22 protein-coding genes are annotated in these 18,829 nt (G+C 46.8%); 11 read left to right on the plus strand and 11 right to left on the minus strand.

The features are described 5' to 3' along the window. Window position 1 precedes the first annotated feature (1 nt). On the minus strand, window positions 2-448 hold the full coding sequence (locus ICN13_RS05870; RefSeq protein WP_216139469.1) for a peptidylprolyl isomerase: 447 nt from the start codon (window positions 446-448) through the stop codon (window positions 2-4). Between the two features lie 30 nt (window positions 449-478). Here ICN13_RS05870 and radC point away from each other — a divergent pair, with 30 nt between their 5' ends. The 3 genes from radC to rpmG all read left to right on the plus strand — a co-directional run bounded on the left by radC (window position 479) and on the right by rpmG (window position 1,731). Next, complete coding sequence (gene radC, locus ICN13_RS05875; RefSeq protein WP_370622963.1) at window positions 479-1,171, plus strand: DNA repair protein RadC; 693 nt, start codon at window positions 479-481, stop codon at window positions 1,169-1,171. A gap of 147 nt (window positions 1,172-1,318) precedes the next feature. Next, on the plus strand, window positions 1,319-1,552 hold the full coding sequence (gene rpmB, locus ICN13_RS05880; RefSeq protein ID WP_011903570.1) for a 50S ribosomal protein L28: 234 nt from the start codon (window positions 1,319-1,321) through the stop codon (window positions 1,550-1,552). Window positions 1,553-1,563: 11 nt separating this feature from the next. Beyond that, the gene (gene rpmG / locus ICN13_RS05885) at window positions 1,564-1,731 is read left to right on the plus strand and encodes a 50S ribosomal protein L33 (RefSeq protein ID WP_015421876.1); all 168 of its coding nucleotides are present in this window, start codon (window positions 1,564-1,566) and stop codon (window positions 1,729-1,731) included. An 86-nt stretch (window positions 1,732-1,817) separates the two neighbouring features. Here the strand turns inward: rpmG and ICN13_RS05890 are convergent, their stop codons facing one another. The 3 genes from ICN13_RS05890 to purN are packed head-to-tail and all read right to left on the minus strand — an operon-like array spanning window position 1,818 to window position 5,230. Beyond that, window positions 1,818-3,017 (minus strand): acyl-CoA desaturase, encoded by a 1,200-nt coding sequence (locus tag ICN13_RS05890; RefSeq protein ID WP_216139471.1) that lies wholly within the window; start codon window positions 3,015-3,017, stop codon window positions 1,818-1,820. Between the two features lie 42 nt (window positions 3,018-3,059). Beyond that, complete coding sequence (locus ICN13_RS05895; protein WP_216139472.1) at window positions 3,060-4,604, minus strand: RsmB/NOP family class I SAM-dependent RNA methyltransferase; 1,545 nt, start codon at window positions 4,602-4,604, stop codon at window positions 3,060-3,062. Continuing rightward, a complete protein-coding gene (gene purN, locus ICN13_RS05900; protein ID WP_216139473.1) occupies window positions 4,601-5,230 on the minus strand; it encodes a phosphoribosylglycinamide formyltransferase in 630 nt (209 codons plus the stop codon). The genes ICN13_RS05895 and purN overlap by 4 nt, the downstream gene beginning before the upstream one ends. A 39-nt stretch (window positions 5,231-5,269) precedes the next feature. Here purN and ICN13_RS05905 point away from each other — a divergent pair, with 39 nt between their 5' ends. The 5 genes from ICN13_RS05905 to dut are packed head-to-tail and all read left to right on the plus strand — an operon-like array spanning window position 5,270 to window position 11,280. Further along, window positions 5,270-6,220, plus strand: coding sequence for a bifunctional riboflavin kinase/FAD synthetase (locus ICN13_RS05905; protein WP_216139474.1), 951 nt, complete (start codon window positions 5,270-5,272; stop codon window positions 6,218-6,220). Next, window positions 6,195-9,071, plus strand: a complete 2,877-nt coding sequence (gene ileS, locus ICN13_RS05910; protein ID WP_370622965.1) for an isoleucine--tRNA ligase — start codon at window positions 6,195-6,197, stop codon at window positions 9,069-9,071. Before ICN13_RS05905 ends, ileS begins: the two co-directional genes overlap by 26 nt. 11 nt (window positions 9,072-9,082) lie before the next feature. Further along, a complete protein-coding gene (gene lspA / locus ICN13_RS05915) occupies window positions 9,083-9,571 on the plus strand; it encodes a signal peptidase II (RefSeq protein ID WP_216139476.1) in 489 nt (162 codons plus the stop codon). 9 nt (window positions 9,572-9,580) lie between these two features. After that, window positions 9,581-10,792: a bifunctional phosphopantothenoylcysteine decarboxylase/phosphopantothenate--cysteine ligase CoaBC gene (gene coaBC, locus ICN13_RS05920; protein ID WP_216139477.1), complete on the plus strand. Its 1,212-nt coding sequence runs from the start codon at window positions 9,581-9,583 to the stop codon at window positions 10,790-10,792. Window positions 10,793-10,830: 38 nt separating this feature from the next. Then, entirely contained in the window at window positions 10,831-11,280 is a 450-nt protein-coding gene (dut, locus tag ICN13_RS05925; protein ID WP_216139478.1) for a dUTP diphosphatase, read from the plus strand. Window positions 11,281-11,341: 61 nt separating this feature from the next. On the opposite strand, the gene ICN13_RS05930 is transcribed toward dut, so the two are convergent. The 3 genes from ICN13_RS05930 to clpS are packed head-to-tail and all read right to left on the minus strand — an operon-like array spanning window position 11,342 to window position 14,259. Beyond that, the gene (locus ICN13_RS05930; protein WP_087909442.1) at window positions 11,342-11,575 is read right to left on the minus strand and encodes a hypothetical protein; all 234 of its coding nucleotides are present in this window, start codon (window positions 11,573-11,575) and stop codon (window positions 11,342-11,344) included. Between the two features lie 24 nt (window positions 11,576-11,599). Beyond that, window positions 11,600-13,906 (minus strand): ATP-dependent Clp protease ATP-binding subunit ClpA, encoded by a 2,307-nt coding sequence (clpA, locus tag ICN13_RS05935; RefSeq protein ID WP_216139479.1) that lies wholly within the window; start codon window positions 13,904-13,906, stop codon window positions 11,600-11,602. Further along, window positions 13,903-14,259, minus strand: a complete 357-nt coding sequence (clpS, locus tag ICN13_RS05940) for an ATP-dependent Clp protease adapter ClpS (protein WP_216864027.1) — start codon at window positions 14,257-14,259, stop codon at window positions 13,903-13,905. Before clpS ends, clpA begins: the two co-directional genes overlap by 4 nt. A 277-nt stretch (window positions 14,260-14,536) precedes the next feature. Here clpS and ICN13_RS05945 point away from each other — a divergent pair, with 277 nt between their 5' ends. Together ICN13_RS05945 and ICN13_RS05950 are read left to right on the plus strand one after the other, a co-directional pair. Then, window positions 14,537-14,740: a cold-shock protein gene (locus ICN13_RS05945; protein ID WP_011903586.1), complete on the plus strand. Its 204-nt coding sequence runs from the start codon at window positions 14,537-14,539 to the stop codon at window positions 14,738-14,740. 82 nt (window positions 14,741-14,822) lie between these two features. Beyond that, window positions 14,823-15,275 carry a DUF192 domain-containing protein gene (locus tag ICN13_RS05950; RefSeq protein WP_216139480.1) on the plus strand — a complete coding sequence of 151 codons (453 nt, stop codon included), beginning with the start codon at window positions 14,823-14,825 and terminating at the stop codon, window positions 15,273-15,275. Window positions 15,276-15,347: 72 nt separating this feature from the next. Here the strand turns inward: ICN13_RS05950 and ICN13_RS05955 are convergent, their stop codons facing one another. The 3 genes from ICN13_RS05955 to argF all read right to left on the minus strand — a co-directional run bounded on the left by ICN13_RS05955 (window position 15,348) and on the right by argF (window position 17,928). Then, complete coding sequence (locus ICN13_RS05955) at window positions 15,348-15,653, minus strand: pyrimidine/purine nucleoside phosphorylase (protein ID WP_216139481.1); 306 nt, start codon at window positions 15,651-15,653, stop codon at window positions 15,348-15,350. A 30-nt stretch (window positions 15,654-15,683) separates the two neighbouring features. Further along, a complete protein-coding gene (locus tag ICN13_RS05960) occupies window positions 15,684-16,916 on the minus strand; it encodes an argininosuccinate synthase (RefSeq protein WP_216139482.1) in 1,233 nt (410 codons plus the stop codon). A 64-nt stretch (window positions 16,917-16,980) separates the two neighbouring features. Beyond that, window positions 16,981-17,928 carry an ornithine carbamoyltransferase gene (argF, locus tag ICN13_RS05965; RefSeq protein WP_216139565.1) on the minus strand — a complete coding sequence of 316 codons (948 nt, stop codon included), beginning with the start codon at window positions 17,926-17,928 and terminating at the stop codon, window positions 16,981-16,983. Window positions 17,929-18,080: 152 nt separating this feature from the next. Here argF and ICN13_RS05970 point away from each other — a divergent pair, with 152 nt between their 5' ends. Then, on the plus strand, window positions 18,081-18,395 hold the full coding sequence (locus ICN13_RS05970; protein ID WP_216139483.1) for a DUF3579 domain-containing protein: 315 nt from the start codon (window positions 18,081-18,083) through the stop codon (window positions 18,393-18,395). Window positions 18,396-18,468: 73 nt separating this feature from the next. Here the strand turns inward: ICN13_RS05970 and rpsT are convergent, their stop codons facing one another. Then, entirely contained in the window at window positions 18,469-18,735 is a 267-nt protein-coding gene (gene rpsT, locus ICN13_RS05975; protein WP_216139484.1) for a 30S ribosomal protein S20, read from the minus strand. Window positions 18,736-18,829 lie beyond the last annotated feature (94 nt).

The following is an 18,829-nucleotide window of genomic DNA, read 5'->3' on the forward strand; positions in this document are numbered from 1 at the left end:
TTTAGAGAATCGCCACGATTTCTGCTTCAAAAGTCACGGGCCTACCCGCCAAAGGATGGTTGAAGTCAAACCACGCACCTTCATCATCAATCGATTGCAAAACACCAGCATATTGAGCGCCGCCTGGTGCGTTGAATTCAATTACATCACCTGGATTGAATTCTGCATCGTCATCACGACCTTCCTTCAAAGCATTCAAAGAAACCCATTGCACCAAATCTTCTTTACGCTCGCCAAAACTTTCTTCCGGCGGAAGTAAGGCGCTTTTCTTTTCACCAACTTCAAGCCCTAACAACACTTTTTCAAAACAAGGTGCAAATTGTCCAGAACCCATCAGAACCGTCGCAGGACGATCAACAAAAGTATTGATGTAATCCTCCCCGTTAGGCAAAGTGAGCCGGTAATTGAGGGTCAGGTAGGAATTCGGCAAAACGGTAAGCTTGGTCATAAGGTGATTGTATCTAGGCCGGGGAAAGCTGTGCACTCCCCGATTACTGATTGGCCCAAAAATGAGCAGCCTCGTGAGAAGCTCAGGATTCATGGTGCTGCTGCACTCTCGGATGCAGAACTGCTCGCCATTTTTTTGCGGGTTGGCGTGAGGGGTAAAAGCGCAGTGGCCTTAGCAAAAGATCTACTCCACCATTTTGGAAGCCTACCCCGCCTATTAGGCTGCAGTCGCCAAGAATTGACCCGTATTCATGGCATGGGCCTATCTAAATGGTCCCAAATTCAAGCGGCTTATGAGCTGGTGAAGCGCAGTCTTGAGGAGGGACTGGCACAGGACTCTATCTTTTCCTCACCAAGCAATGTCAGAGAGTTCTTGCAGGCCAAAATTGGTCGTTTGCCGCATGAGGTCTTCCTTTGCCTCTACCTAGACTCACGTCTACATCTAATTGAATGTCAGGAGCTATTTAGAGGGTCTATTACCCATACAGCGGTCTATCCACGAGAAATCCTAAAGGAAGCCCTGTCTAGAAATGCCAGCGCCCTCATCGTGGCCCACAACCATCCTAGCGGCAACCCATTGCCAAGTAAGTCCGATCAAGACCTGACCAAGACCCTCCAAAATGCCCTGCAATTAGTCGATATTGCATTACTTGACCACTGTATTGTTAGTGGCAGTGGTTTTTTCTCTTTTTCTGACTCAGGCCTTATGAATATTAGCAATTAATGGTAGTAATTACTAACTTATTAAAGATTTACGTGATTTATAACCCATTTTGCAGCCTAAAGACCAAAGCCAAAGCCATTTAGAGCTAGCCCAAAATAGGCTAGGACTGATACAATCTTCTTTTTTCGCAATTAATGGAGTTATGTCATGGCAAAAGTTTGCCAAGTCACTGGGAAGAAGCCGATGGTTGGCAACAATGTATCCCATGCAAACAATAAAACGAAGCGTCGCTTTTTGCCGAATTTGCAAAACCGTCGTTTCTGGGTTGAATCTGAAAACCGCTGGATTAGCTTGCGCTTAACCAATGCTGGTTTGCGCGTTATCGACAAGAACGGCATTGATGCTGTGTTGTCTGATCTTCGTGCACGTGGCGAAATTTAAGGAGCGCACAAATGGCTAAAGGCGGCAGAGAAAAAATCAAGTTAGAGTCATCAGCTGGTACTGGTCACTTCTACACTACTTCAAAAAACAAGCGTACTAAGCCTGAGAAAATGGAGATCATGAAGTTCGATCCTACTATTCGCAAGCACGTTGCTTACAAAGAAACAAAGCTGAAGTAATTTACTTCGAGCAAATAAAAAACCCGCTTAGTTGCGGGTTTTTTATTGCCTAAATATTATGGCTCTTTACGCTTGCTCATAACTACTTAAGCATAACGACGCAATCTCAATGAGAACTCGCGCAGACTGGTTAAGCCGCTATCTTCAGCACGCTGGCACCATGCGTGCAACTGTAAGACCAACTGCTCTCTCGTAGCGCTTGAACGACCCCAGATAGCTTGCAGATCGCGACGCATCTCAATCATCTTACGCAGTTGTGCATTGCTAGCCATGAGCTCTTCAAGCTTTGCCCTTTCATCCTCGCTCAAGCGAGATTCATCCTTGGATAACCAAGTGCGAGCATCACTCAAATGAGATGCCAGAACTTGCATGTGCTGCACTTCATTACTAAAGAAATTGCGCAAAGTTTTACTGTAGCGCGCCATGATTTCATAACGATTTGCAATGATGGCTTCTAATGTATTTTGATCAGCAGGACGTAAATCACTCAGCACTGGTTTAGGTGAAGTCTTTTTCACTGTTGCCAAACCAACAGCACTCATCATCTGAATATATAACCAGCCAATATCAAACTCGTACCATTTGTTTGATAACTTAGCACTAGTGGCAAAGGTGTGGTGATTGTTATGCAACTCCTCACCACCAATCAAAATTCCCCAGGGAAGAATGTTGGTAGATGCATCCTCGCAATCAAAATTACGGTAGCCCCAGAAGTGGCCGATACCGTTAATCACACCAGCCGCAGTGATTGGGATCCACAACATTTGCACAGCCCAAACTGTTAGCCCAATGCCGCCAAACAAAAACACATCAATGATGAGCATGATGGCAACGCCCTGCCAAGAAAACTTGGAATAAATATTGCGCTCAAGCCAATCATCTGGAGTGCCATGGCCAAACTTCTCCATCGTCTCCTGGTTTTTGGCTTCATTTTTATAAAGCTCAGCGCCACGAGAAAGTACGGTGCCAATTCCTAAAACCTGCGGGCTATGGGGGTCGTCAATGGTTTCGCATTTGGCGTGATGCTTGCGATGAATCGAGGCCCACTCTTTCGTCACCATACCGGTGGTTAACCAGAGCCAAAACCGGAAAAAATGAGAAACAATCGGATGCAAGTCCAGCGCGCGATGAGCTTGGCAGCGATGCAAAAAGATTGTGACGGCAGCGATTGTGATGTGGGTTGCAGCCAAGGTGAACAGGGTAATCTGCCACCAAGACCAATCCAAATAGCCATTTGCTAGCCAATTGAGGAATAAATCAAAACCTGAGCTTGAAACTGTATTCAAAATTGAATCCTATTTAAGTATTAGCTCTTATTTTAGAGCTTTTTAGGTCTTTTTTTGCTTATCTTTCGTTAACTCTTTAGATTTTGGCTTTTCAGCCTTCTCAGGCTTAGTGCCTTTTTTCTGGAAAACAGCCCCAAAAAAGCCATCCGCCCCATGAATATGTGGCCATAACTGCCACCAGGGATTATCTGGTGAGCATCCTAAAGGCAATTTTTCCTTTGGAAACAATGGCTTAAGAACCTCTACGGCTGGTACAACCTCGAAATCCGGGTGTTTGGCAAGAAAATCTTCTGCAATTCCTTGATTTTCTTGGGGTAAAAGACTGCAAGTGGCATAAACCAAGCGGCCGCCGGGTTTTAGTAGGCGGGCCGCTGAAGCCAAAATATTCATTTGCTTTTGGTTGAGCTCCAAAACCCCTGCTGGAGTTTGGCGCCATTTGAGATCTGGATTACGTCTTAAGGTGCCCATTCCACTGCAAGGGGCATCCACCAAGACCCGATCGATCTTTCCGGCTAAACGCTTAATCTTGGCGTCATTCTCGCTATCAATCCATACTGGATGAACGTTAGAGAGGCCGCTACGGGCTTGCCGTGGCTTCAAATTCGCTAGGCGGCGCTCAGATGTATCAAATGCATAAAGACGTCCTGTAGAACGCATCAGGGCACCAATCGCCAAAGTCTTGCCACCAGCGCCGGCGCAAAAGTCGACAACCATCTCACCACGCTTAGGAGCAAGCAAATAAGCCAAGAGTTGACTACCTTCATCCTGAACTTCAAACATGCCCGCTTTAAATCCAGCAGTATTTTGCAAAGCAGGCTTACCCATAATGCGCACACCATCTGGTGCATATGGAGTTGGAATAGCTTGATAACGACCGCCTAATGCATTCATCTGCACGAGCAATTCTTCGCGATTCGTTTTCATCGTGTTTGCACGTAAATCCAGAAGTGCTGGGTGCATTAATGACTTGGCTAACTCTTCACGAGCTTCTTCACCAGGATATTTTCCAAATGCATCCCATAACCACTCTGGCAAATTATTGCGAACCAAGGGATTTAATGCGGCAGGGTCTACTGTAGCAAAGCGCTGCAACCATTCATATTCACCAGGCTTGAGAACGTGGGCTAAATCGGCAATCGCACTCTCCGCACGATTCGCAGAGCCGAGCCCGCCCTCAGACAGAGCGGACAGCAAACCCAATAGGGCTAAGCGTCTGGCCTGAGAGCCTTCGCCACTGGAAGCAAATTGTGAGAACTCATTTTTACGGCGCAAAATTGCAAATGCACTTTCTGCAATTAATGCGCGATCACGATTTCCGAGTTGTGGCTCAGCGCGAAAATAACGACTTACTACGCGATCCGCTGGCTGCTCAAAACTGAGTAACTCGGGCAACAATCTTTCTAAATGAATTGCATGCTGCGGCAATGCTTTGGCATTTGAGAAATTCTTTTGGCCTTCTGGCGCAATTAAATTACCGCTAGCATTGCGTCGCTCTGGTCGACGAAGCGGATCTTTAGATTTAGCAGCGTAACTTTTATGCGGAGCTAATCTGTTTCCAGATTTACGGGGTGGACGTTCTGCGCTCATAATTTAAAGAATTGCGACTCTGGGGGTTGTAACTTCACTTGATTACCTTCTATTCGCAATCGTCCATCAAGGAACCATTTTACGACCCGTGGGTAAATCTGATGCTCGGCAGTTAAAACACGGGCGGCCAAGGTATCAGGATCATCACCATCTAGAACCGGAACGGAGGCTTGGCAAATAATCGGCCCCTCATCAACCCCTTCGGTGACAAAGTGGACTGTAGCGCCATGTTCCTTGACGCCAGCCTCTAAAGCACGCTCATGGGTATGTAAACCTGGGAATGCAGGCAAGAGAGCTGGATGAATATTGACCAGTCGCCCCTCAAAATGGCGAATAAAGCCTGGGGTGAGAATTCTCATAAAGCCAGCCAGCACCACCAAATCAGCCCCTAAAGCATCAATTTGCTCGATTAAGGCGGCATCAAAGGCTTCTCGAGAGGCGTGCTCTTTGTGCTCTATAACCAAGGCTGGAATACCCTGGGAGCGAGCAAAATCAAGGCCCTTAGCCGCTGAGTGATTGGCTATAACGCCAGCAAATTTGACGGGCCACTGCTCTTTTTGGGCAGTTTTAACGATGGCCTCGAAATTGGATCCGCGGCCTGAGATTAAGGTAACGATAGAAAGCATGCCCACAATATAATTGATGGCTACCCTGAAAGCGATTTTGTGAACGTATTCCGTGGCCCGACCCAGTTTTCTGCAGGACCTGCTTGTGCCCTCAGCATCGGTAATTTCGATGGCGTGCACAGGGGTCATCGCGCCCTACTGAAACAGCTCGTGGATGGCGCCAAGGAACGAGGTTTAGTGAGTTGCGTCATGACCTTCGAGCCACATCCAAAAGAATTCTTCTCTCCAGAACAAGCGCCACCGCGCATTCTGAATTTACGCGACAAACTTGCAGCCCTAGCTGAAATTGGCATTGACCGCGTCATGGTGGAGCATTTCAATGCAGCATTTGCTCGTCTCACTCCAGAAGAATTTGTTTCAGAAATTATTGTGAAACGCCTGAACGCCAAATGGATTTTGATCGGCGATGATTTTTGCTACGGCGCAAAACGTGCAGGTAATTTTTCCAGCCTTAAGGCTGCCGGCGAAAAATATGGTTTTGAAGTTTCTAGTATTCAAACTATTTTGGAGGATGGTGAGCGTATTTCGAGTTCCGCATTACGCGCTGCACTTGCCAACGGCGATATGAACCTAGCCGAAAAATTATTAGGTCGTCCCTATGGAATTTCTGGTCATGTCATGCATGGTCAGAAATTAGGCCGCAAACTTGGCTTCCCCACTTTAAATCTTGCAGTTGCCAATCACTTGCATCACCGTAAGCCAGCAACTACCGGGATTTTTACTGCACAAGTATTAGGCCTCAGCGACAAACCCCTCCCAGCCGTGGCCAGTCTGGGTGTCAGGCCGACGGTAGAGGACGAAGGTCGTGTACTACTAGAGACCCATATTTTTGATTACCAACAAGATGTCTACGGAAAAATTATTACCGTAGAGCTCTTAGAAAAAATTCGTGACGAGGCTAAGTATGATGACCTCGACACTCTTACAAATGCGATTGCAGCAGATGCAAAGCACGCCAGAAATTATTTCCAGAAAAAAGCTTATGTCTGAAAAAGAAAACTCTTATCCCGTAAATCTTCTTGATACCGCATTTCCAATGCGAGGAGATCTAGCGAAGCGCGAACCGCAATGGGTTGCTCAGTGGCAAAAAAATAAACTCTACGAAAAAATTCGTGCGGCACATGCTAACCAACCGAAGTTCATCTTGCATGACGGCCCCCCTTATGCAAACGGTGATATTCACATTGGTCACGCCGTTAATAAGATTCTCAAAGACATGATTGTTAAATCTCGCTGGTTAATGGGTTTTGACTCTGTGTATGTTCCTGGCTGGGATTGCCATGGCATGCCAATTGAGATTCAGATTGAAAAGCAGTTTGGCAAAAACCTACCGACTGCAGAGGTGCAATCCAAAGCGCGCGCCTATGCGCAAGTGCAGGTAGACAAGCAGAAGAAAGACTTTGAGCGCTTAGGCGTTCTCGGGGATTGGAACAACCCTTATCTCACCATGAACTATCGCAATGAGGCTGATGAAATTCGTGCCCTAGGCAAGATCTGGGAAAAGGGTTACGTCTTCCGCGGCCTCAAGCCAGTGAACTGGTGTTTTGATTGTGGCTCAGCCCTAGCGGAAGCTGAAGTGGAGTATCAAGATAAGACAGACCCGACTGTTGATGTTGGTTTTGCCTTTGATGACGCTCAGCGTCCACAGCTTGCTAAAACGTTTGGTCTATCAGAACTTCCCAATAAGCCTGGTCAGATTGTGATCTGGACAACGACCCCTTGGACCATTCCTGCAAACCAAGCAATGAACGTTCATCCAGAACTGACTTATGCATTAGTAGATGTTGGCGATAAGTTATTGATCCTAGCAAAAGATCGGGTTGAAACCTGCCTACAAGATTACGGCCTCGAAGGCAAAGTGATTGCAACTTGTACCGGGGCTCAATTAGCGAATATTTCTTTCTGGCATCCACTTGCACCATTGCATGAAGGCTATAAACGCCTTTCACCAATCTATCCTGCTGAGTACGTCACTCTCGATACTGGCACCGGCATTGTTCACTCTGCACCCGCTTATGGCGAGGAAGACTTTAAGTCATGCAAAGCAAACAAACTCGCTGATAGCGATATTCTCAACCCAGTCATGGGTAATGGCGTATACGCATCATGGTTGCCACTCTTTGCTAATGAGTACATCTGGAAAGCAAACCCCAAGATTGTGGAGGCAATGCGCGAAGCCGGTAGTTTGCTCCGCGATAAAACATATACCCACTCGTACATGCATTGCTGGCGTCATAAGTCACCCATCATCTATCGCGCTACTTCGCAGTGGTTTGCGAGCATGGATAAGAAACCGTCCGATGGTAAGGCGAGCTTGCGTGAGACTGCATTAGCGGGCATTGATAGCACTGAGTTCTTCCCTGCCTGGGGCAAGCAACGTTTGCACAGCATGATCGCCAATCGCCCTGACTGGACTTTGTCACGTCAGCGCCAATGGGGTGTGCCCATGGCTTTCTTTGTTCATAAAGAAAGTGGTGAACCTCACCCACGTACCGTTGAGCTATTAGAAGAAGTAGCCAAGCGCGTAGAAAAAGATGGTATCGAAGCCTGGCAAAAATTAGAGCTCGCTGAACTACTCGGTGATGAAGCTGCTCAATACGAAAAGAATCGTGACACTCTAGATGTGTGGTTTGATTCTGGAACAACGCACTGGCATGTGATCCGCGGCTCGCACCGTAATGAGCTTCTGACAGCTGATGTAGAAACCCCGAACGGACGCCTAGCCGATTTATATCTTGAAGGCTCAGACCAACACCGTGGCTGGTTCCATTCCTCCTTGCTGACTGGTGCAATGCTTGATGGTAAGCCTCCCTATAAAGCACTCCTCACGCATGGCTTTACTGTTGACGGCCAAGGTCGCAAGATGAGCAAGTCTGTTGGTAACGTCATTGCTCCACAGCAAGTTGCTGACAAACTCGGTGCTGAAATCATTCGCCTGTGGGTAGCCTCAACCGACTACTCTGGTGAGATGACGATCTCAGATGAGATTCTCAAACGCGTTACTGAAAGTTACCGCCGTATGCGTAACACACTGCGCTTTTTGTTAGCCAATCTCTCTGATTTTGATCCTAGCAAACATGCGATGCCCGCCGATCAATGGTTAGAAATTGATCGCTATGCCGTCGCATTAGCAAATCAAATCCAGGGTAATGTTGAAGCGCACTACAAGGCATATGAATTTCATCCCGCAGTAGCTCGCATGCTGTCATTCTGCTCAGAAGATTTAGGTGGATTCTATTTAGACATTCTGAAAGATCGCCTCTATACCAGCGCACCTGATTCACCTGATCGTCGTGCGGCACAGAATGCTTTATTCCATATCACCCGTAATCTTCTGAAGTGGCTTGCCCCATTCCTCTCCTTTACCGCAGAAGAAGCATGGCAAGATTTTCCGCATGGTGCAGGCAATAAGGCAGAGTCGATCTTCATGGAAGAGTTTGCCAGCTTCCCTGAAATTGCCAATGCAAATGAGTTACTCGATAAGTGGAACCGTATCCGCGAAATCCGCTCTGAAGTCACCAAAGCAATTGAAGTAGAGCGCGAAGCCGGCAATGTTGGCTCATCACTGCAGGCTGAACTGACCATTAAGGTTGGTGATGTTGACTTCGCAATCCTGCATTCACTAGAGAACGACTTACGCTTTGTGACGATTACTTCGAGTGCCAGCATTGAACTCAGCAATGAGGGTCTAGAGGTCTTAGTACGTGGTAGCCAGTACAAGAAGTGTGGTCGCTGCTGGCATCACACCAAAGATGTCGGTAGCAATGCTGATCATCCCGAACTCTGTGGCCGCTGTATTAGCAATCTTTTTGGTGATGGTGATCACCGCCTATTTGCTTAATCGCTAAATTCATGAGCCTGGCATATCTTCGGTTTCTCGCAATTGCAACGATTGTTTTGCTCTTAGATCAATTGAGTAAATGGTCGGCATTAAGTAATTTACAAATGGGGGTGCCAGAGCCAGTCCTTCCTTTTATGAATTGGCTCCTCCTCTTTAATCCGGGAGCAGCATTTTCTTTTTTGGCAGAAGGCTCTGGTTGGCAACGCTGGTTCTTCACCATTCTTGGTCTGGTTGCGTGTGCTTATATCGTTTGGCTATTGCGCAAAAGTCTCAATGAAAAAATGCTGTGCATGGCTCTCAGCTTGATTCTAGGTGGCGCTCTTGGAAATGTTTTAGATCGCGTGATGTATGGCGCCGTTGTTGACTTTATTGATCTGTATTACTCAAACTGGCATTGGCCCGCCTTTAATATTGCTGATAGCGCTATTTGTATTGGTGCCGGCCTCATTATTTGGGGTGAATTACGCAAGTCATTTGGCAAATCCGCCCAATCCCATTAAGCTGGCGCCATGCAATCACTTTTAAATAAGAAAATCGTTCTCGGAATCTCTGGTGGTATTGCCGCTTACAAGACTCCTGAGCTTGCTCGTCAGTTGATGCAAGAAGGTGCTTCTGTACAAGTAGTAATGACTGAGGCTGCAACGCAATTTGTAACACCTGTCACGATGCAAGCACTCACAGGAAATCCGGTTTACACCAGTCAGTGGGATAGCAGTATTAGCAACAATATGGCTCATATCGAGCTATCACGCGCTGCTGATGCCATTGTGATTGCACCTGCAAGCGCTGACTTAATGGCAAAACTCTCCCTAGGTTTAGCTGATGATCTACTCAGCACTCTTTGTCTTGCAAGAGATTGCCCGCTCTTGCTTGCGCCAGCCATGAATAAACAAATGTGGGAGCATGCCGCCACCCAACGAAGCGTGCAGCGCCTTAATCAAGATAAGGTTACCCTGCTTGGCCCAGCGAGCGGCTTTCAGGCCTGTGGAGAAGTTGGCATGGGCAGAATGCTTGAGCCATCTGAAATTGCAGAGCAAGTAATCGCTTTCTTTCAGAAAAAAACTTTGGCTGGCAAGAAAGTGTTGATTACTGCTGGCCCAACCTTTGAAGCTATTGATCCAGTCCGCGGCATCACCAATCACAGCTCAGGCAAGATGGGATTTGCGATTGCGCGCGCAGCACTCGAAGCGGGTGCACAAGTACAACTTATCGCGGGCCCATGTGACTTGGCAACACCATTAGAGGCGACAGGACAGATTGCCCGCACCAACGTCACCAGCGCCAAGGAAATGCATCTAGCAGCGCTAAAAGAGACTGATTACGACATCTTCTTTGCGGTTGCTGCAGTAGCCGATTGGGGTATTGCAAGACCCTCAAAGGAAAAGATCAAGCGTCAAGGTAAAGATGCCCCGAGCATTGAATTTATTGCTAACCCTGACATTCTTTTGGATGTGGCAAAGACCGTGAAGATTAAAGGCGGAATACCCCATCCATATTGCGTTGGTTTTGCAGCCGAATCTACTGATCTCGAGGCGCATGCAGCCGAAAAACGTCAGCGCAAAGGGATCCCAATGGTTGTAGGCAATATCGGCCATGAAACCTTTGGTAGCGACCTCAATCAATTACTAGTGATTGACGAAACTGGTAGCAAGAAAATTGCTAAAGCTGAAAAGCTTCAGCTTGCACGTCAACTGATTGCGCTAGTTGCCAAGAAAATTTAAATCATTTTTTATTTACATTCACTGCTTTAGGAAATTCCATGCAATCCCTTCAAGTCAAAATTCTCGATGAACGTATGCGCGACCAACTGCCAGCTTATGGCACACCAGGGAGTGCAGGTCTAGATTTGCGTGCGTGCATTGATGCAACTATTGAGATTGCACCAGGCCAAACTGTCTTGGTGCCAACGGGCCTAGCAATTTATGTCGAAGATCCACGTTATGCCGCATTCATTCTGCCGCGTTCAGGCTTAGGCCATAAGCACGGGATCGTTTTAGGCAACTTAGTGGGCTTGATTGATTCTGACTACCAAGGACAACTGATGGTGAGCACTTGGAACCGTGGTTCAACCCCGTTTAAGCTTGAGCCAATGGAGCGTCTAGCCCAATTAGTGGTGATGCCAGTACAGCAAGTTGAACTCAAAGTAGTTGAAGAGTTTACTGAGAGCAGTCGTGGCGCTGGCGGATTTGGTAGCACTGGTAGAGCTTAAGCTGTCAAAGCGCCAATAAAAAAGCCACCCTTGGGTGGCTTTTTTATTTGAGCAGCTCTGCTTACTTACGAATATGCGCTTTACGTGCTGCATCTTGCGACATGCCGGCACCGGCACCTTCTCGAGACTCTTTCTCGGCAGAAATTTCTTTACGACGCTCTTTGCAAGATCCTGCAATTTCTTGCAAAGCTTTACGTGCGCGAGTAGCGGAAGCCTTAATTCCTTTACCTTCAAACTTTTCATGCTCTGCCTTGTAAACCTCAAAAGCATCTAGCAATTTATCGTGATGGGACATGTTTTCCTTTGATTGTTATGTAAATTAAATTTCTTCAGCAGGAACTACATCGGCTTTTGCAGCCTTTCCAGGAAGTACGGGCGCCTCAAAATTCAACTGTACCTTGCCATCAGCATCAATATCGACATCTACATGACCACCCTGCGCTAACTTACCAAAGAGCAACTCATCAGCAAGTGCTTTGCGCACGGTATCTTGAATAATGCGCTGCATTGGACGGGCGCCCATGAGCGGGTCAAATCCATGCTTGGCCAGGTGAGCACGCAATGCAGAACTGAAAGTAGCGTCCACTTTCTTCTCATGCAACTGCTCTTCTAGCTGCATCAAGAACTTATCAACCACGCGCATGATGATGGTTTCATCAAGAGCCTTGAAGGAAACGATGGCATCCAAGCGATTGCGGAACTCTGGTGTGAAGAACTTCTTAATGTCTGCCATCTCATCACCAGACTCACGTGCATTGGTAAAGCCGATAGTGGATTTCTGCATCGCTTCAGCGCCAGCATTGGTGGTCATGATGATGATGACATTTCGGAAATCCGTCTTACGACCATTGTTGTCGGTTAACGTGCCGTGATCCATTACCTGCAAAAGGATATTAAAAATATCCGGATGGGCTTTTTCAATCTCATCTAGCAAAAGCACGCAATGCGGCTTCTTGTTCACGGCCTCAGTCAGCAAACCACCCTGATCAAAGCCAACATAACCTGGAGGCGCTCCAATCAAACGGCTTACTGCATGACGCTCCATGTACTCAGACATATCAAAGCGTAGCAACTCGATGCCCAAGATATAGGCGAGCTGCTTTGCAACCTCGGTTTTACCAACACCTGTTGGACCAGAGAACAAAAATGAACCAATTGGACGATCGATCTTGCCAAGACCGGCACGCGTCATCTTAATGGCGCTAGCCAGGGCTTCGATCGCAGGATCTTGGCCGAAGACCACGCTCTTAATATCTCGATCCAAGGTTTGTAATTTGCTACGGTCATCCACGGTAACGGACTGAGGCGGTATACGCGCAATCTTCGCAACGATCTCTTCGATCTCTGGGCGGCCGATGGTTTTCTTCTGCTTAGACTTGGGCAAGATACGTTGAGCAGCGCCAGCCTCATCAATCACATCGATTGCTTTATCTGGCAAATGGCGATCATTGATATAGCGAGCAGAAAGTTCTGCTGCAGCTACTAAGGCACCAGCAGCATACTTCACGCTGTGGTGCTCTTCAAAGCGAGACTTAAGACCGCGCAAGATTTGTACAGTCTGATCAACGGTTGGCTCAACGACATCCACCTTCTGGAAGCGGCGTGACAAGGCAGCATCTTTTTCAAAAATGCCACGATACTCAGTAAAGGTTGTTGCGCCAATGCACTTGAGCTGCCCATTAGATAAAGCGGGTTTTAAAAGATTGCTAGCGTCCAATGTTCCACCTGATGCAGCACCCGCACCAATCAATGTATGAATCTCATCAATAAATAAAACGCCGTGGGCATGATCCTTGAGAGATTTGAGAACGCTTTTTAAGCGTTGCTCAAAGTCACCGCGATATTTAGTACCAGCAAGCAAGGCACCCATATCCAAAGAATAGACAGTTGCATTAGCCAAGATCTCAGGTACGTCACCCTTGACGATGCGCCAGGCCAAGCCCTCTGCAATGGCGGTTTTACCAACGCCGGCCTCACCAACTAATAGTGGGTTGTTCTTACGGCGACGGCAAAGCACCTGAATCACGCGCTCTACTTCGCTCTCACGCCCAATCAGAGGATCAATCTTGCCTTGACGAGCTAGTGCATTGAGATTTTGTGTGTACTGATCAAGCGGACTCTCTTTGCCAGATGAGGCAGACTCTTCTGTTTCTTGAGCAGCATCAGCAGGTTTTACGTGCTCAGCTTGATCTTTACGAACACCGTGGCTAATAAAGTTCACCACATCCAATCGGGTCACACCTTGCTGTTGCAAGAAATACACTGCATGCGAATCTTTTTCGCCGAAGATAGCCACCAAGACATTTGCACCAGTGACTTCTTTCTTGCCATTCGAGGTTGATTGCACATGCATGATTGCGCGTTGAATCACACGCTGAAATCCAAGCGTAGGCTGGGTATCAACCTCATCATTACCGGGCACAACCGGGGTATTGTCATTAATAAAGTTTTTCAATTGCGCACGTAGCTCAGCGATATTGACTGCGCAGGCTTTTAGAACCTCGACTGCGGTTGCATTGTCTAAGAGCGCGGCCAATAAATGTTCGACCGTAATGAACTCGTGTCGTGATGCCCTCGCGTCAACAAACGCCATATGCAAGCTAACTTCTAATTCTTGGGCAATCATGCTTCCTCCATAGTGCACTGTAGTGGGTGGCCCGCTTCACGCGAGAGTTCGATAACTTGATGCACCTTCGTAGCAGCAACATCGCGAGTAAATACCCCGCAAATACCTTTGCCAACCAAATGAACTTGCAACATGATGCGTGTAGCAGTTTCATGATCTTTATTAAAATACTCCTGAATCACCATCACTACAAATTCCATTGGCGTGTAATCGTCATTCAATAGTAAAACTTTATACATCGAAGGCGCCTTAACCTTCTCGGCCTGCTTTTCGAGAAGAATGGTGTCCTCAATATAGGGATTCGTTGGTACGCCAGTAGTAGGGTTTTTTGATGGACGGCTCATGAGAAACATTCTAAACACAGATATTCAAACTTTAATTTACTAGGGTCTTGTTGCTAAAAACCTGCAAAATTCACCTCTTAAACCCATATTGGGGCATTTTTCGGTAAAAAAAGGGGTAATTACTAGGGGGTAAGTGAATATAACTCCTTGACACCCCTACAAAAAGGGCAAACAATCAGGGGGTAGGCTTCAAAAGAGGTTCTATTTAGGCGTGTTGTGGAGCGAGACTGATTAAAAAGTATTTACCCTCATCACGGTTGTTTTAAGTTTATGTAATGGAGTTCGCATGGCGACCGGAATTGTTAAGTGGTTCAATGATGCAAAAGGTTTTGGCTTTATCAAACCTGATGATGGTGAAGAAGAGTTATTCGCGCATTTCAGCGCAATTACTATGCCTGGGTTCAAAACCCTTAAGGAAAACCAAAAGGTAACGTTTGACATTACCCAAGGCCCTAAAGGCAAGCAAGCTACTAATATCCAAGCAGCTTAATCTGCTTTAGATCATTACTAAAACCCAGGACTTGTTCCTGGGTTTTTTTTCGCCCGCAATTTACTCACTTAAAATGCACCACATGCTTACATCAATCAATCTTTTTCGCCATCTTCTGCCTGCCGCTCTTTTGCTCGGCTCAAGCCTGGCCTTCGCGCAAGTAAATGCTAGCTTGCCAACTATTGAACTAAAGACCGGTATCTACCGTATTCAAGCGGAAGTAGCCGACACCCCAGAAAGAAGACAGGTTGGTTTAATGAACCGTACTGGCATGCCAGTGAATTCCGGAATGCTCTTTGTATTTGAAGAAAAGGCTGGGCATTGTTTTTGGATGTTTAACACCAAGATCCCTCTCGCCATTGCTTTCATTGCAGACGATGGCAAGATTGTGAATATTGAAGAGATGCAAGCCGGGACAACAAATAACCACTGCCCCAAAGCTGCAGTGCGTTACGCACTCGAGATGAACAAACAATGGTTCTCGGAGCGAGTCATTGGCCCCGGGTCTGTGATTAGCGGATTGCCGAAGAAATAGTAAAGACATTTACTATCAGGAAATAAAAAACGCAGACCTGGGTCTGCGTTTTACTTTGCTAAAGCAAGCTATTTATTCGAAGTGGCACACATAGTGCACTGGCTGCTCGGCTCTGATAATGAAGTAGCCGCCCTTCTCTACTTCCCAGCTTTGACCGGCCTTGAACTCTTGCTCTGAAGCGCCATTGATGCTCACAAAAGCGGTGCCATCAACTACTTCCATTACCTCTCTGGTGCTGAGGTCAAAACGCAAGGTACTTGGTAAAACAACGCCAACTGACTTACGTACGCCATTTGGCAGAGTCACGGTGTGCGATACGCACTTACCATCAAAAAACACATTGGCTTTTTTACCTACTGAAACTTGATCAAATTGCATCTTGGTTCTTTCTAATCTGATGATTACGAATTATTTCTTTGCACGTTTACGTTTTGCTATTTCAGCAATTCGCATACGCAAGGCATTGAGTTTGATAAATCCACCGGCGTCAGCTTGGTTATAGGCGCCACCATCATCATCAAAGGTTGCGATGTTTTGATCAAACAAGGTATTTGCAGAATCACGTGAGATGACAGATACAGAGCCCTTGTAGAGCTTTAAGCGGACAACGCCATTTACCATCTGTTGGGTATGGTCAATCAGTGTTTGCAAAGCGATACGCTCTGGAGCCCACCATAAACCGTTATAAATCAAGCTAGCGTAGCGTGGCATCAAGTCATCTTTTAAGTGGGCTACTTCGCGATCAAGAGTAATACTCTCGATACCACGGTGTGCCTTGAGAAGAATGGTGCCGCCTGGAGTTTCATAGCAACCACGGCTCTTCATGCCAACGAAACGGTTTTCTACTAAATCAAGACGACCGATGCCATGCATGCCACCGATGCGATTTAACTCGGCCAATAACTCATGCGGCTTATAAGCTTTGCCATTAATCGCAACTGGATCACCCGCTTTAAATTCAATTTCGATGACTTCCGGAGCATCTGGGGCCTTTTCAGGAGAAACCGTCCAGCGCCACATAGACTCTTCCGCCTCTGCATTTGGATTCTCTAGATGACGACCTTCGTAACTGATATGCAAAAGATTAGCGTCCATCGAATATGGTGAGCCACCCTGCTTATGTTTCATCTCAACCGGAATACCATGCTTTTCTGCATAGGCCATTAACTTCTCGCGTGAAAGTAAATCCCATTCGCGCCATGGTGCAATCACTTTAATTCCTGGCTCAAGAGCGAAGTAACCCAATTCAAAGCGCACCTGGTCATTACCTTTTCCAGTGGCACCATGCGATACAGCATCCGCGCCAGTCAAGCGAGCGATTTCAATTTGACGTTTGGCAATTAATGGGCGGGCGATTGAAGTGCCTAAGAGGTATTCACCTTCGTAGATTGTATTGGCGCGGAACATTGGAAATACAAAGTCGCGGACAAACTCTTCACGTAAGTCATCAATAAAAATGTTTTCTGGCTTGATGCCAAATTGCAAAGCTTTGGCGCGCGCCGGCTCTAGTTCTTCGCCCTGGCCGAGGTCAGCAGTAAAGGTAACGATCTCACAACCATAAGTATCTTGAAGCCACTTCAAGATGACACTGGTGTCGAGTCCGCCAGAATAGGCTAGTACGGCTTTTTTAATATCAGACATGATGTTTTATTCAATCAAAAATTATTTAACAAACAACAACGACAAATTACTCAATATTTTCGTATTAATCCAAGCGACCACAGAGCAAATACTCCATCAAAGCCTTTTGCACATGCAGACGATTTTCTGCCTCTTCCCAAACAATGCTTTGCGGACCATCAATCACGCCTGCAGAGACTTCTTCGCCACGGTGCGCTGGCAAGCAATGCATAAATAATGCATCTGGCTTTGCAAGAGACATCAATTCTTCATCGACCATCCAGTCTTGGAAAGCATTCATACGTGAAGTATTTTCGGCCTCATAGCCCATACTGGTCCACACATCAGTAGTAACCAAGTCTGCGCCCTTGCATGCATCCTTTGGGTCGGCACAAATGGTGAGATGTTTGGTAGCGGCTTTAGTTAAACGAGAAGCGTCTAACTGATAGCCCTCTGGAGCCGAGAAGCGGATCTGAAAGTCTAAACACTCAGCAGCCTGAATCCAGGTGTAAGCCATATTGTTTGCATCGCCAACCCAAGCGACTGTCTTGCCTTGAATTGGGCCGCGAGCTTCCACAAATGTAAAGATGTCAGCCAATACTTGGCAAGGATGATATTCATTAGTGAGGCCATTAATCACCGGCACTCTGGAGTTAGCGGCAAAACGCTCAATGATGTCTTGGCCAAAGGTACGAATCATGATGATGTCGGTCATTCGGGAAATCACCTGCGCAGCGTCCTCTACAGGCTCACCACGACCTAACTGAGTATCACGGGTATTGAGGTATACGGCATGCCCACCCAGCTGATGTATGCCCGCCTCAAAAGAAAGACGAGTACGCGTGGAATGCTTCTCAAAAATCATTGCCAAAGTGCGGTCATGAAGCGGGTGCCAGGTTTCGTAACTCTTGAACTTGGACTTAAGCCATGCCGATCTTTTCAGCAGGTAGTCATATTCTTCACGGGTAAGATCAGCAAACTGCAGGTAGTGCTTGACCTGACCGGGCGCTTGAGGCTTTGCCAGAGATGGCATAGTTGAGCTTTCTACTAAAGTTTTGGCTTGCATTTTTTTCTTAAAACATTCGACTGCACGAAAATAGAACCTAAAGTCATCTTACGGCCAACTCAGGCTGTTAAGCTAGAGGGCTTAGTAATACTGATTCCTACCACCTTCTTGACGCGAACTTGAACTACAAAAAGCTTTTCATTCAAGGCATTACCACTTCTGGCAAACCATTTCGACCCAGTGATTGGGCGGAGCGTCTGTGCGGGGTTATGGCTAGCTTTCGCCCCCCAGGAGATTCTGGAGACCCTCGCTTCACTTATTCGCCCTATGTCAGACCAGTGCTTATTGCAAAAGTGAAATGCGTTGTTATCGATACCAGACTGGGTGATCTTGATCCAAGGGCGCTCGACTTTGTCATGAACTTTGCCAAAGACAACGACCTTCCAATCGAAGAGGCTTGTGAGTTTGAACCCAAAACACAAACCCAGTCCTAAAAACAAAAACCCGCTCTGATGAGGAGCGGGCTTAGGTCGAAATTACTTCGACCAGCCTAAAACTAATACTGTATTACGCTGCCATCGCCTTAATAGCTGCGGACAAACGTGACTTCTGACGAGCTGCAGTATTTTTGTGAGCAATCTTTTTGTCAGCAATCTTGTCGATTGTTGCTTGAGCTGCTGCGAATACCTTAGCTGCAGAAGCTTTATCACCAGTTTCGATCGCTTTACGAACTGCCTTAATGGAAGTGCGGAGCTTTGAACGCAAACTGGAGTTGTGCTCGTTCTGTTTTACTGCCTGGCGTGCGCGCTTACGCGCTTGTGCTGTATTGGCCATCTTTAAACCTTGCCTCTATAAATTGCAAAATGCGATTAGTTAAAAATCCTGCGGTCTTGCCAAATTCATAAGCAAGCTCGCCAAAACCCAAGAT

This window comes from Polynucleobacter sp. MWH-Berg-3C6, assembly GCF_018881855.1.
In the GTDB taxonomy this organism is placed as follows: Bacteria; Pseudomonadota; Gammaproteobacteria; order Burkholderiales; family Burkholderiaceae; genus Polynucleobacter.